The sequence below is a fragment of the Psychrobacter sp. DAB_AL43B genome (assembly GCF_900168255.1).
In the GTDB taxonomy this organism is placed as follows: Bacteria; Pseudomonadota; Gammaproteobacteria; order Pseudomonadales; family Moraxellaceae; genus Psychrobacter.
Map to the genome: position 1 here is coordinate 168,494 of NZ_LT799838.1, position 12,687 is coordinate 181,180.

At 41.5% G+C, this 12,687-nt stretch carries 15 protein-coding genes and 1 pseudogene; 6 read left to right on the forward strand and 10 right to left on the reverse strand.

What is annotated here, in order from left to right; translation table 11 throughout:
- The first annotated feature begins 18 nt into the window (after nucleotides 1-18).
- Both DABAL43B_RS00710 and DABAL43B_RS00715 read left to right on the forward strand, forming a co-directional pair.
- Nucleotides 19-867: a YciK family oxidoreductase gene (locus DABAL43B_RS00710; RefSeq protein WP_079690622.1), complete on the forward strand. Its 849-nt coding sequence runs from the start codon at nucleotides 19-21 to the stop codon at nucleotides 865-867.
- A gap of 101 nt (nucleotides 868-968) precedes the next feature.
- Nucleotides 969-1,235 (forward strand): DksA/TraR family C4-type zinc finger protein, encoded by a 267-nt coding sequence (locus tag DABAL43B_RS00715; RefSeq protein ID WP_079690623.1) that lies wholly within the window; start codon nucleotides 969-971, stop codon nucleotides 1,233-1,235.
- Between the two features lie 155 nt (nucleotides 1,236-1,390).
- On the opposite strand, the pseudogene DABAL43B_RS00720 reads toward DABAL43B_RS00715, so the two are convergent.
- Nucleotides 1,391-1,612: pseudogene (locus DABAL43B_RS00720) on the reverse strand (transposase); the annotation flags it as partial.
- Nucleotides 1,613-1,676: 64 nt separating this feature from the next.
- Between DABAL43B_RS00720 and DABAL43B_RS00725 the strand changes: the two are divergent.
- Both DABAL43B_RS00725 and DABAL43B_RS00730 read left to right on the forward strand, forming a co-directional pair.
- Complete coding sequence (locus DABAL43B_RS00725; protein ID WP_079690625.1) at nucleotides 1,677-1,988, forward strand: transposase; 312 nt, start codon at nucleotides 1,677-1,679, stop codon at nucleotides 1,986-1,988.
- On the forward strand, nucleotides 1,985-2,866 hold the full coding sequence (locus tag DABAL43B_RS00730) for an IS3 family transposase (protein WP_171996307.1): 882 nt from the start codon (nucleotides 1,985-1,987) through the stop codon (nucleotides 2,864-2,866). The genes DABAL43B_RS00725 and DABAL43B_RS00730 overlap by 4 nt, the downstream gene beginning before the upstream one ends.
- Before the next feature lie 7 nt (nucleotides 2,867-2,873).
- Here the strand turns inward: DABAL43B_RS00730 and DABAL43B_RS00735 are convergent, their stop codons facing one another.
- The 3 genes from DABAL43B_RS00735 to ompR form a co-directional block, all read right to left on the reverse strand.
- A complete protein-coding gene (locus tag DABAL43B_RS00735) occupies nucleotides 2,874-3,584 on the reverse strand; it encodes an IS3 family transposase (protein ID WP_145952476.1) in 711 nt (236 codons plus the stop codon).
- Nucleotides 3,488-4,006 (reverse strand): helix-turn-helix domain-containing protein, encoded by a 519-nt coding sequence (locus DABAL43B_RS00740; protein WP_079690628.1) that lies wholly within the window; start codon nucleotides 4,004-4,006, stop codon nucleotides 3,488-3,490. The genes DABAL43B_RS00735 and DABAL43B_RS00740 overlap by 97 nt, the downstream gene beginning before the upstream one ends.
- Nucleotides 4,007-4,101: 95 nt before the next feature.
- A complete protein-coding gene (gene ompR, locus DABAL43B_RS00745; protein ID WP_079690629.1) occupies nucleotides 4,102-4,866 on the reverse strand; it encodes a two-component system response regulator OmpR in 765 nt (254 codons plus the stop codon).
- Between the two features lie 392 nt (nucleotides 4,867-5,258).
- On the opposite strand from ompR, the gene DABAL43B_RS00750 reads away from it, so the two are divergent.
- Nucleotides 5,259-7,802 (forward strand): Tex family protein, encoded by a 2,544-nt coding sequence (locus DABAL43B_RS00750; RefSeq protein WP_079690630.1) that lies wholly within the window; start codon nucleotides 5,259-5,261, stop codon nucleotides 7,800-7,802.
- Between the two features lie 168 nt (nucleotides 7,803-7,970).
- Here the strand turns inward: DABAL43B_RS00750 and DABAL43B_RS00755 are convergent, their stop codons facing one another.
- From DABAL43B_RS00755 to DABAL43B_RS00765, 4 genes are all read right to left on the reverse strand, one after another.
- The gene (locus DABAL43B_RS00755) at nucleotides 7,971-8,375 is read right to left on the reverse strand and encodes a hypothetical protein (protein WP_079690631.1); all 405 of its coding nucleotides are present in this window, start codon (nucleotides 8,373-8,375) and stop codon (nucleotides 7,971-7,973) included.
- 375 nt (nucleotides 8,376-8,750) lie between these two features.
- Nucleotides 8,751-9,101, reverse strand: coding sequence for a hypothetical protein (locus DABAL43B_RS14290; RefSeq protein WP_079690632.1), 351 nt, complete (start codon nucleotides 9,099-9,101; stop codon nucleotides 8,751-8,753).
- Nucleotides 9,098-9,232 (reverse strand): hypothetical protein, encoded by a 135-nt coding sequence (locus tag DABAL43B_RS14430; RefSeq protein ID WP_264753825.1) that lies wholly within the window; start codon nucleotides 9,230-9,232, stop codon nucleotides 9,098-9,100. The genes DABAL43B_RS14290 and DABAL43B_RS14430 overlap by 4 nt, the downstream gene beginning before the upstream one ends.
- A 195-nt stretch (nucleotides 9,233-9,427) precedes the next feature.
- A complete protein-coding gene (locus DABAL43B_RS00765; protein ID WP_079690633.1) occupies nucleotides 9,428-10,723 on the reverse strand; it encodes a saccharopine dehydrogenase family protein in 1,296 nt (431 codons plus the stop codon).
- A 554-nt stretch (nucleotides 10,724-11,277) separates the two neighbouring features.
- Between DABAL43B_RS00765 and DABAL43B_RS00770 the strand changes: the two genes are divergently transcribed.
- Nucleotides 11,278-11,433 carry a DUF1328 domain-containing protein gene (locus DABAL43B_RS00770; protein WP_079690634.1) on the forward strand — a complete coding sequence of 52 codons (156 nt, stop codon included), beginning with the start codon at nucleotides 11,278-11,280 and terminating at the stop codon, nucleotides 11,431-11,433.
- Nucleotides 11,434-11,619: 186 nt separating this feature from the next.
- Here the strand turns inward: DABAL43B_RS00770 and DABAL43B_RS00775 are convergent, their stop codons facing one another.
- Together DABAL43B_RS00775 and DABAL43B_RS00785 are read right to left on the reverse strand one after the other, a co-directional pair.
- Complete coding sequence (locus DABAL43B_RS00775) at nucleotides 11,620-11,913, reverse strand: 4a-hydroxytetrahydrobiopterin dehydratase (protein ID WP_079690635.1); 294 nt, start codon at nucleotides 11,911-11,913, stop codon at nucleotides 11,620-11,622.
- Nucleotides 11,914-12,211: 298 nt separating this feature from the next.
- Entirely contained in the window at nucleotides 12,212-12,505 is a 294-nt protein-coding gene (locus DABAL43B_RS00785; RefSeq protein WP_079690637.1) for a GNAT family N-acetyltransferase, read from the reverse strand.
- Between the last annotated feature and the right edge of the window lie 182 nt (nucleotides 12,506-12,687).

Consider the following 12,687-nt stretch of genomic DNA (forward strand, 5'->3'; position numbering starts at 1 on the left):
TAAGCAGTGAGTAATGCCATGAGTGACCATACGAATCAGTCAGCGAGTCAGACAGAAAATCAGCAAAGTAAACCACAAACCGTACAACATTCTATGCCATCTTTAACTCACGATGATATTCGGCATTTTGCAGCACCTGATAACTGTTTAGATGGTAAAAATATCTTGGTCACAGGGGCGGGTGATGGCATTGGTCGTGTCGCGGCTTTAACCTATGCGCGTTATGGTGCCACGGTACTGCTATTAGGACGTACCAGCAGTAAGCTTGAATACGTTTATGATGAAATCGAAAGCTTTGGTGGCAAGCAGCCGGCCATGCTACCGATGAATTTAGAAGGTGCTACTTATGCTGAAATGCAAAAGTTAGAAAATTTGATTCATAGAGAAGTGGGTCAGCTTGATGGTATTTTGCATAATGCTGGGATGCTTGGCGCATTGACACCGCTTGAGATGTACGATGTTGATATGTTTGCCCAAGTAATGAAGATTAACTTTACCTCTACCTTTATGCTCACGCAAGCGTTATTACCTTTACTTAAGGATGCGCCTCATGGTTCCATTGTTTTCACATCGAGCAGCGTAGGGACACATCCTCGCGCCTTTTGGGGTGCTTATGCGCTTTCCAAGCAAGCGGTTGAGGGTATGAGTGATATTTTCACCCAAGAGACGCAAAACACCACCAATTTGCGTTTTAACTGTGTCAATCCTGGCGGCACTCGTACCAATATGCGTGCCCATGCGTATCCAGGAGAGAATCCGATGAGTCTCAAAACTCCTGATGACATTATGGCAGGGTATGTTTGCTTGATGAGTGATGAAAGTATTGGCGTACGTGGTCAAGTGGTCGAGCTACAGCCAAAAGATTAGTCGCAATTTATCGATGCTGATACATTGAAATTAACGATATATAACCCCATCTATTTGTTATTAAAGCGTTTTATATAAATTATAAATAATAAGGATGGATTATGGCAGGTGGTTGGTCAAGAGATGGTGCTGAGCATGAACAAATGGATGCGACCGTCAACGATGCGCTAGAGCGCGCACGCCGTGCACTACCGACAGGTAAAAGCGCGGAGTTCTGCGATGAGTGCGGTAAGCCGATTCCAGAAGCACGGCGGTTAGCTGTACCCGGTATACAGCATTGCGTTAGCTGTCAGACGGAGCTTGAACAAGAAGCAAAGGCCACTGAGTTATTTAATCGCCGCGGTAGTAAAGACAGTCAATTACGTTAAGATGAAAAATTAGCATATTGCTATGAGCGCATGTTTTTATTTTGAATTGACAGTATCTACCATCAAGCAGTTAAATAAAGCCGTAGTTGAATAAAAAAGCAGTCAAAAAACCCCTGTCACAAGTGAACTGAGCCCCAAATGTTGGACGGTTTAGTTTACCCCAAGGACTGAGTTCTGTACTGCACAGGACTCAGTCCTTTCAGTTTCATCTGAATACGCTCATTGTTGTAATAATGAATATACTCGTGAATCTGTTGTTCTAAATCCTCAATCGTTTGAGGTTTTTCAATATAAATCGTCTCACACTTAAGTGTCCCGAAGAACCCTTCCATCAGTGCGTTATCTAAGCAGTTGCCTTTTCTGCTCATACTTTGCTTGTAGTGGCATAATAAATTAGGACAGCACGTAAGAGGTTTATACTAACCCAAAGAGGAAAATAGTATGACCAACAAACGCAATCAATATACCCGAGAATTTAAATTAGAAGCCATCAGCTTAGTTGTTGATCACAACCGCACCATACCTGATGTGGCCGATTCCTTAGGGATAGGTAAATCCACCTTGCAGAAATGGCTGAGTCAATACCGTCAAGAAATGAGTGGCCAAGCACCTAAAGTCGGCAACGCTTTAACGGATGAACAGCGAGAACTTCAAGAATTGCGCAAACAAGTTAAGCGGCTGACTATGGAGCGTGACATTCTAAAAAAGGCTTCTGCTCTGCTGGCATTGGACAGTCTGAACGGCTATCGTTGATAAGAAATCTGGCAGAGCAAGATAAACAGGTGAGTAAAAGCCTTTTGTTCAAGCTGTTTGGCGTGATGAAAAGCAATTACTACTATGGCATGCAGCCCAAGCCCATCAGTCTTGAAACCGTCAAGCACAAGGCATTAATTCGTCAAATATTTAACGACTCAAAGCAATCAGCAGGCGCTCGCAGCATTGCCGCCATACTAATGAATGAACACGGCATCAAGCTGACCCGCTATATAGCAGGTAAATTCATGGCGCAGATGGGGCTTAAAAGCTGTCAGTTAAAGATGCATAAATACAAGCACGCTGACGAGGCGCATAAAACCCATCACAATATCTTAAATAGAAATTTCAGTCAAACAGCACCCAATCAAGTCTGGACGGGCGATGTCACATATATTCGTATCAAAGGCGGCTGGTGCTATTTAGCTGTTGTTTTAGATTTATATGCCCGTCGTATTGTTGGCTTTGCCGTGTCAGATTCGCCTGACAGTATGCTGACAACCAAAGCGCTGCAGATGGCATATCAGACGCGCTTACAGCCAATTGGAGTGCTGTTTCACTCTGATCAGGGAACCCATTACACCAGTAAGAAGTTTGCTGAATCCGTGGCGAGTTGTGAAGGTATGACACAGAGTATGAGTCGTCGTGGTAATTGTTGGGACAACGCGCCTACTGAACGCTTCTTTAGAAGTTTTAAGACTGAATGGATGCCAAAGGGCGGTTATGAGAATATTACTGAAGCTAAGATCGCCATCAGTAATTATATCTGGGGCTATTATCAAACCGTGAGACCGCATACTTTCAACGATTATTTAACACCGCTAGAAAAAGAGAAACGATACTTTAATAAAAACCTCTTATCAGGTGTCCTAAATTAGTTGACCACTACAGCTTAATACCATGCTGTTTAAGCACCTGTCCAAACTGTCTCATTTGATAATGCCGTCCTTGATCAGAGTGCAGCATTAGTGCCTTATCACGACACGCTTTAGTCTTTGCTAAAGCATCATCAAGCATCTTACTAACTAAGTCATAGGTCGGGCGCCTTGAGAGCGTATAACTGACGATCTCATTGTTATAACAATCGAGTATAGGCGATAAATACAGCTTATTATCACCCACCTTAAACTCAGTAATGTCAGTGAGCCAGCGTTTATGCGGATGACCTGAATAAAACTGGCGCTTTAAATGATTCTTCGCGATTTTACCTTGTTGTCCTTTATAGGAGCGGTACTTCTGACGTCTTATCTTTGCGCTAAGCTTCATTTGACGCATAAGCTTAGCAATGAGCTTATGGTTGTGATGAATCCCTAGGTACTTTAACGCGGCCGTGACTCTACGGTAGCCATACCTGCCTTTATGCTGATGGTAAAGCTCAGTTATTCGCTGTTTCAAATCAGCGTACTTATCGTCACTCTCAAGCTTTGTTCTATGGTAATAAAAGACGCTTTTAGGCAGACATGAGGCTTTAAGTAAGTCAGATAAACAACAGCTATCCCTTAGTGCTTCGATGAGCCTTGCTTTGTCACTGCTTGTTCCTTTTGTTTGAGCAAGGCATCTAGCTTTTTTAGGTAGGCAACCTCCGCACGTAGGTATTCATTCTCACGTTTGAGTTCTGCTAGTGTTTTTTCATCATCTGGTTTGTCGGTAATAAATGGCTTGGTCATGGCGGTTCTACCTTTACGTTTGGATATTAGTCCAGACATGCCATAAAGCCGATACGCTTTGTGCCAATGACTAATTAAGGCAGGTGAGCTGATGTTGAACGTTAAAGCGACCTCGGATTGACTTAATCCTTGCTCTAACATGGTCGTAATCACGTGATGTTTAAACTTGCGACTATAGTGAGCTTTACTCGACTTTGGCTTGATGGCATCTATGCCACCGCTTTGGTATTGCTTAACCCATTTTTGTACAAGTTTCGAATCTACTTTAAACTTCTCACTTGTGGCAAGTCCGGTATGTCCTTGCCGATAGTATGCGATGACTTCGATCTTGAAGTCTAGTGTATAACGCATAAAAATACCCCATAAGTTGTGTCCAACTTATGGGGGTCAGTTCACAAGTGTGCAGGGGTTTTTTGTACTATAAGAGAGACTGAAAATTTATTAAGTTACAGCGACTCACTTTTAGCGGCTTCTACTTCTGCCTCGTCAGGAACGAACACATAGCCCACACCCCAGACAGTCTGGATATAGCGCGCTTGTGAAGGATTGTCCTCAATCAGGCGACGTAAACGTGATACTTGCACATCGATAGAGCGCTCCATCGCACCCCATTCACGACCACGGGCAAGGTTCATCAATTTATCACGAGTTAATGGCTCACGTGGATGCTGCACTAAAGCCTTTAATACCGAAAATTCACCCGTCGTTAAGGTAACAACATTGCCGTCACGTTTGAGCGTACGAGTCGATAAATCAAGTGTCCATGGGCCAAATTCAACTACTTCAAGCTGATGACTTGGCGCACCAGGGAGCTCGCGATTTTGACGGCGTAATACGGCTTTGATACGAGCCAACAGCTCTTTTGGATTAAACGGCTTTGGTAAATAATCATCCGCACCCGCTTCAAGCCCTGCGATACGATCCGCGTCGCCACCTTTGGCGGTGAGCATGATAATTGGGATGTCGCCGTTATCTTCTCGTAGACGCTTACAGATACTGATACCGTCTTCGCCTGGTAGCATCAAATCCAATACTACTAAAGAAAAGAGCTCACGCTGCAGCAATTTATCCATCTGATTGCCATCGTGCGCCGTACGGACGACAAAACCATCATCTTCTAGGAAGCGCTGTAACAAAGAGCGCAAACGTGCATCGTCATCGACGACTAAAATACGCTGAGTTAAAGTATCAGGGCTGTTATTATCAGTCATACAGGCATCCTCTTATAAAAATTATTATTAGCAGAAACTCTCAATAAAAAACATTCGTAATAAAAAACATTCGTAATAAAAAACGGTTGTTATTTAAGCGTCCTTCCATTGATTATTAAAAAAATCTATAAAAATTAAAGGCTTTTGTTCAATGTAGTAGCATCTAGCAATATTTATGCTATTGATACTTTAGTGTATAAGATTGCAGTCATAAATGCATCACTCATAAGGATAAATGCTGTATGTGTTTGTTTAACAAGGCGCTAGAAACAAGCTTATAAGAAGATTTTTGCTATAAAACACGTGATAAATAACGAAAAGATAAAAAGGATTTTTATTCATGCAGCTTTTGCTATAATGCAAAGCTACATTTCTCAACGATTGATACGTATATGAGTAGCACTGATACCTTAACGCCATCTCAAACCTCGACAAATGCACAGGTTTTGGATGCAACCACACACGCGAATATTCACGACAAGCTTGCTCGCGCGCTTGGCATTAAGACTGCTCAAGTCAATGCGTTTGTGAAGCTTTACGATGAAGGCGCGACCGTCCCGTTTATTGCCCGTTACCGTAAAGAAAAGACTCAGGATCTTGACGATGCGCAATTGCGAGCCTTGGAGAAGTCTCTTAATTATGAGCGTGACATGGCAACCCGTCGCCTCAAAATTACTGAGCTGCTAAGCGCGCAAGGCAATTTGACCGACGAGCTACAGACGCGTATTGATAATGCGACGTCGAAACTTGAGCTTGAAGACATCTACTTGCCATATCGTCCGCGTCGCCGTTCACCAGCTGCCAAAGCACGTGCTGCGGGTTTAGATATTGCCGCCCAAGCAGTCTTAACGCAAGAAATCACGCCAACCGATGCGCTAGCAGACTATCAAGTACAGTCTAGCATTACCGATGATAGCGGTAATGAGATTGAAGTTGACTTTAGTGATATCGAAAAGCAACTTGCTGGCGTACAAGCCATCATTGTTGATGAATGGACGCAAGCGCTAGATTTACTTGATAACTTACGTAGTGGCTTTGCCAAGACAGCCACTATCATCTCTAGCGTTGCGAGTGATGAAAAACGTGAAGTCGGCGAGAAGTTTAAAGATTACTTTGAGCATAGCGAAAGTCTTGCGCGTCTGCCAAACCATCGCTTATTAGCCATGCTGCGTGGTCGTCAAGAAAACGTCTTGGGTCTAAAGATTGAAGGCGAAGACGCGCCATTTATTGAAAAAATCGTTAAACACTTTGAAATTGATGCCAAAGCGCCTGCTGCACGTCAAGAGTTTTTGACAGAAGCGGCTAGTAGCTTATGGAAAGATAAGTGGCGTCCGCATATCGAACATCGTTTATTGACTGAGAAACGTCTGACCGCTGAAGCTGATGCTATTGATGTTTTTGCTAATAACTTACAGCATTTATTAATGTCAGCACCTGCCGGTCGTAAAGTTATCTTGGGTGTTGATCCCGGTATCCGTCATGGTGTAAAAATGGCCATCGTCGATGCGCAAGGTCATGTTATGTTAGATAGCGAAGATAAGCCTGTTGTCGCAACGGTATATCCGTTTGCACCTGACAATAAAATGAATGAAGCAAAAGCAGTCATCGATGAGCTATTAAGCACTTATAACGTCGATTTGGTCGCTATCGGTAATGGTACGGCGAGTCGCGAAACAGACGCGATGATTAAAGAGATTTTGGCAGCGAATGATGCGCTAAAAGCCAAAGCGGTTATCGTGAATGAATCGGGCGCATCCGTCTATTCAGCCAGTGAGCTGGCTAGTGACGAGCTTGCGAATATGGATGTCTCTGTACGCGGCGCTGTTTCTATTGCCCGCCGTCTACAAGATCCATTGTCAGAGCTGGTTAAGGTTGATCCAAAAGCCATCGGTGTTGGTCAATATCAGCATGATGTCAATCAAACTCAGTTAGCAGATAGCCTAGACAAAGTAACTCAGGATAGCGTGAACGCAGTTGGTGTTGATGTGAACACCGCAAGCCCTGCTATTTTGGCACATATCGCTGGTCTGAATCGTAATGTTGCTCAGCAAATCGTTACTTATCGCAAAGAGCATGGCGCTTTTGATAGCCGTGAGTCATTAAAAAATGTCCCGCGCTTAGGTGCTAAGACATTTGAGCAAGCCGCCGGTTTCTTACGCGTACATGGTGGTAGTAATCCACTTGATGCGACAGGCGTGCATCCAGAAAGCTATGCGCTGGTCGATAGTTTATTGTCGCAAGCTAGCAAAGAATTAAGCGACGTGTTGGGTAATGATGGTGTGTTAAATAGTATTGATACCACGGCGCTAGCTGCTAACGACGATAACATCAGTGTTAAAGCTATTATAGAAGAGCTTGCTAAGCCAGCCCGTGATCCACGTCCTGAGTTTAAGACGGCCAACTTCCGTGATGATGTTAACAGCATTAAAGATTTGACTGAAGGCATGACTCTAGAGGGTGTGGTTACTAACGTAACCGCCTTTGGTTGCTTCGTTGACGTCGGTGTGCATCAAGATGGTTTGGTACATATTTCGCAGATGGCCAATGACTTTGTCGCAGACCCGATGAACCGCGTGAAACCAGGTGATATCGTCTCGGTACGTGTCATTGCTATCGACGAAAAACGCGGTCGCATTGGTTTTAGTATGAAGCCTGAAGCCGAAAAGCCAGCACGTACAAGTGCAGCAGCGAAGTCAAATGCGGCAAGCACTGGCAATGAAGATAAAGCCAGCCGCCCACGTAGCAACCGTTCAAATAATAGCCATCCAGCAGCAGATAAGCGTCCATCGAAGCCTCGTGGTAATCGCCAAGATAAAGACAATGCCAGTAATAATCGTAGCAAGGCGCCAAAAGCAGATAAAGCGGAAGCTCCTAGCAAAATGGGTACCCTTGGTGCATTATTGAAAGAAGCTGGCGTGACTAAAACCAAAAAATAATTTCTATTGATAGCGATAGCAGTAGTAATAAATAATAAAAAAGGCAGCCACTAGGCTGCCTTTTTTAATTTGAAATATATCTGAGAGTTGGTGTACTAGAAATACGGTAACGTACTTAACTTCTTTATTTCAAATGATTAAAGCTAATAATTTTGTTAGCCTCATCATCTATAGAGCTGCTGTATCTTCGACCTGTGATGAATCCTCTTCTGAGTCTAGCAAAGCTTCTTGCTCTAATAGCATGGCTTTTGGCTGTTGCTCTAATAGCATGGCTTTTGGTTGTTGTTCTAATAGCATGGCTTTTGGTTGTGCTTGAAGTTCAGTAGCCATCTGTTGTTGGCTAGCGTTATTGTTCACGCTTGCTCTTGAAACAGATTGAGTTTCACTAATTTGAAACGGATTAGATTGATTTGATACTGACTCATTATCGGCATTTCCGGCTTCAGTTTCAAGAGTGGTTGCAGTAGCAGCATCTTGCATATCTACTGGGGCAGTCTCAGCAGGAGCAGCCATTGCCAAACTTGGGATAGTAAGTGCAGCGCCAATAAGCAAAGATAGAGTACGGTTTTTCATCAATTGATTCCTTAATTTGCATTCTTATAGTGTCAGCTTAAAGAGTTTTAAACATGACCTGTATTTAGCTTTTTTATATTACGAATCTATTTAGAATTTTAAATATATATATTTAAAATATCTAAAATATCTAAAATATATTTTATAGATAAAATAAAATCATGGTAACCAATGTGACGATTACCATGATCGATTCGGGTACAGAGCTTTATAAAACGATCTAAATCGGATTAGAAACTCTAAGCAGAAGGATACCAACTAAGTAGCTATTAATTATGTAGTGCATAGATTAAAAATCTAACGGACAGGTGTTTACAGGTGATTTTGTGCAACTACTGTATTATTCTTGTCGAATCAGAATATAGAACAGAGCTTTTACTGTATTAAATCATTGCCTTTTTCGATAGCGATAATTGTGCCGTCGGCAGTATTGATACGTTTTATTTGATCTTCTGGTGCAATCATAACTTCTTTAACACGGTATTTAGCAGGACGAATGACACCTGTAGTTTCGACTACTACCGGCTCTAAGCTGCGCGCTCCAGCGATAGCGACTTGTGCGTCTAGCGCTTCAGCTTCTTTCACGTCGCCCATAATAGGCGTTGGAAATCTAGCACTAAAGTGATTATCGCATTGTTGCATGCTCAAGCGTACCGGATTGCCAGTCTTGTCCATGTAGGCGTTGACGAGCATATCAGCTGCAATAGGAACATACTTGCCAATCAATGCACCGAAACACCGTAGCGACCGTTTGATTGTCCAACGCCTACATCACAAGCACCTGCTGAATAATCACTAGCCGTTAAGTTATTACTATTAATAACGGTTTGAGGAATCATAACCTCAGATAAATGCATTTTTTTGACAGTTACTTCGCCAGTTTGCAGCTTTGATTTTTGATGGGTATATTGATAGATATTTTGATGGGTATAAGGAGCATAGAATTTAGCCTAGCCATCTTTGATCGCCATTAGGCATTAAAAAACCGCATCTTGCTGCCAAGATACGGTTGTTAAAATACTAAGAACAAATTGCTCTATAATTTATTAATGTTAGCTATCTACAACTTCGAAACTAAGACCAGCATGTTCCTCTAGACGTGTTAGCAGCTTATCTCCCATCGCAGAGGCTGGCGTCCAAAACCCACCACCGACTTCCTTTTTACTGATATCTTGCGCTAAGCATAATGCTGCTTGTGATAGCATGCGTGAAGTACTGCCATAACCAGGATCTTTGTCACCGGTTACTTTGGTATTGATGCTATCTTTTTTAGCGGTTTGTCCAAAGAGGCGAATATCGAAATAGCCGTTTTCTTGCTCTTCTTTAGATGGACCCGAGCCTGATTTAGGTAAAACGTGCTTAGATAGCAACTCTCGGCTTGGCTTAATCATCATCGCTGTAGCAAATCCTAACAAGCCTGCACTCATCGCGTAGCTCGATAATTTACCTTTAACGCCATCTTTCATCCACATCGCTTCATCATACTTAAAGTCGCGACCATATTCATAGCCAAGCAGTTGATTACTGCGATGAACGATACGAGTATTGATGCTTGCCATCACAAACGGCGCAAGCCAGCGCTTATGTTCGCTATCGTATTCTGGTTTGCTGACATTATCTTGGCGCTCGTTTGGTGCATCTTTATCGTCATTAAGCAAATAAGGGTTTGCCACTTGCTTGCGGCGAGATTTATCTTGTTCGACTTCTTCAAAGATAGTTGCCATCGACGCAATTGTACCGCCTGATAGACCACCTTTCGCTGCTTTTACGCGCATATGGATGACATCGCAAGTTTCGCCAAACTTCTCTTCTGCTTGCTTTTGAGTGAAGTAGACGCCTAAGTCTGACGGAATAGAATCGAAACCACATGAGTTTACGATACGAGCGCCACTTTGTTTTGCTGCGTCTTGATACTTGTCCATCATATCTTTAATAAATATTGCTTCGCCAGTAAGGTCGACATAATCTGTACCATTATCCGTACAAGACTTAATAAGAGGCTCACCATATTTGAGGTAAGGGCCGACAGTTGAAATAATGACTTGCGTTTGCTTGGTCATCTCATCAAGGCTTGTGGTATCGTCACTATTAGCAATGATAATGTCTACTTTGCTTGCCAGTTTAGACTGCAACTCATTCAGTTTTTCCTCATCACGACCGGCTATCGCCCAAGTGACAGTGCTATTTTTATCTTTAGCATTAGATAAAAATTCCGCTAAATAATGGGCAGTGATTTGTCCAACAAAACTTGTTGCCCCATATAAAACCACCTTATAAGGTCGTTTTTCGTTACTGCTCTCTTTTTCATCAATTGATGGGGTGGTATTTTTTGACGTATCCGTATTCATCGTTATTTTCCTTGTTAAGTGTTTTTATTAAATGCTTGGTGTGGTGTATTTATTGCGACGTACCGGTTGTGAAATCCTTATCACAAGTAAATAAGATTAATAAACGATTGGCTTTTAATGCTAATTTGTAGGTGTGCTTCTTTCTTCAGCCAAAGCCATTTATGAGCTAAATTTTTAAAAACTGATGTAAGACAAAATGCTTATATTAATAGCAGATCTTCTCATAAAAGCGCTGAATATTTAGTAAACCCTAACTATCTCTACACATAAGTAATGAAAAGCCAAGCAAAAACCTAGAAATAGTAAGATTTGCTACAAAGTTTACATAACCTATCGACATTATTACCAAAATCAACCTTTTCTAATGAAAATCATTGCTACTCTGTATTTGTAAGCAGTTATAAGTACTATTAAAAAAGTACTATTAAAAACAAAAAGTAAAGTTATTAAATTGATGAGACTATTGTCGTAAAGTTAACACTAGCTAATTTATTAGTATTTACGCTATTAGTCCCAAAATCTGGTTTTTCAATGATTATTTGAGGAGAATTATTATGTTTCGTTGGGCTATTATTTTTGCCGTAATCGCATTGTTAGCAAGTTTCTTAGGGTTTGGCGGTGTCGCTGGACTATCTGCAAACTTTGCCTATATCTTGTTAGCATTAGCTGTAATTCTATTTATCGTGGCGTTTGTTACTCGCCGTATGTAATAGAAAATTATACCTGTGATATAAAGAACTTAGCCAGTTAGAAAACTGGCTGGTAAAAAAGTCCTCAATTTGAGGACTTTTTTTATGAGTATGGTTTATGGAATTTTTGATTGTTTATAACCAGTCATTAATCTACTTTTGTCACACTCAGTTAAGTAATACTTTATCAATAAAAATCATAAGTCTTTATAAGCGCTTAGGTTGGACAATATGCTCCATTCGTTTTGCTAAACGAATATCATGACTGGTGATGCCGCCCGTATCTCCAGTAGTCAGGCGTACCTCTACTACGTTGTATGTATTGCGCCATTCAGGATGATGCTCAAGTGCTTCAGCATGAAAAGCTGCTTGATTCATAAAACTCATGGCTTCGATAAAATCGCTAAAGTGGTAAGTTTTTACGATAGCATGACCATCCCGTTGCCAGCCGGGCAGTTCGTCTAGCTGCAGATCTACTTGTTTGTCAGATAAACTACTCATGGTGATATCCTTTATTATTATGGTGGATGGATTTATGGTGATTGATGATAGAAAAGTCGATATTAACGATAAGATAAGCAACACGATTACTATTAATCCTATAAGCAGTATAGGACAAAAAACCCACCTATTTCTAACCTCTAATTATATATTTGGTTGCAAACATACAATAAAGAAAATTAGATAAATAGGAGGGTAGTGGTGCGTTAATGCTTAGAATATATCGATAATATAATGATTAATAGCTTTCACTTTTATATCATAATTCTTGTCATAAAACTCAGTTTATAAGCTTAGCTTATAGTAAATCTTGATATTCAGGATGTTTATCAATATAAGAAGCCACAAACGAGCATTGCGGCACCACCTTTTTATCATTCTCACGAGCATAGTTCAGAGCGTGTTTAACTAAGGCTGAACCGACACCGCGACCACCTAGCTCCTGAGGAACGATGGTGTGATCGTATACTAATTTATCATTACGCTCTTGATAGCTGATATAACCAGTATGACCATCGATTGATGTCTCAAAACGTTTTGCTTGTGCATCGTGGACAATGTTCATATCTTGTTTAGCGTTATCTTTACTCATAAAAACTCTCCGTCATTGGATTTTATAGTTATTTGTACATACTAAGCTATCTTACTAAATTATCCCACTTTGTTTATTGTGAGCCTTTTTAACAGCATTCCGCAGAACTCCCCCGTCTTCTATAGGCGGCGGGATGAATGCGGCTTTGTGATCACTGACATAATGATGCCAATGACTGCTTA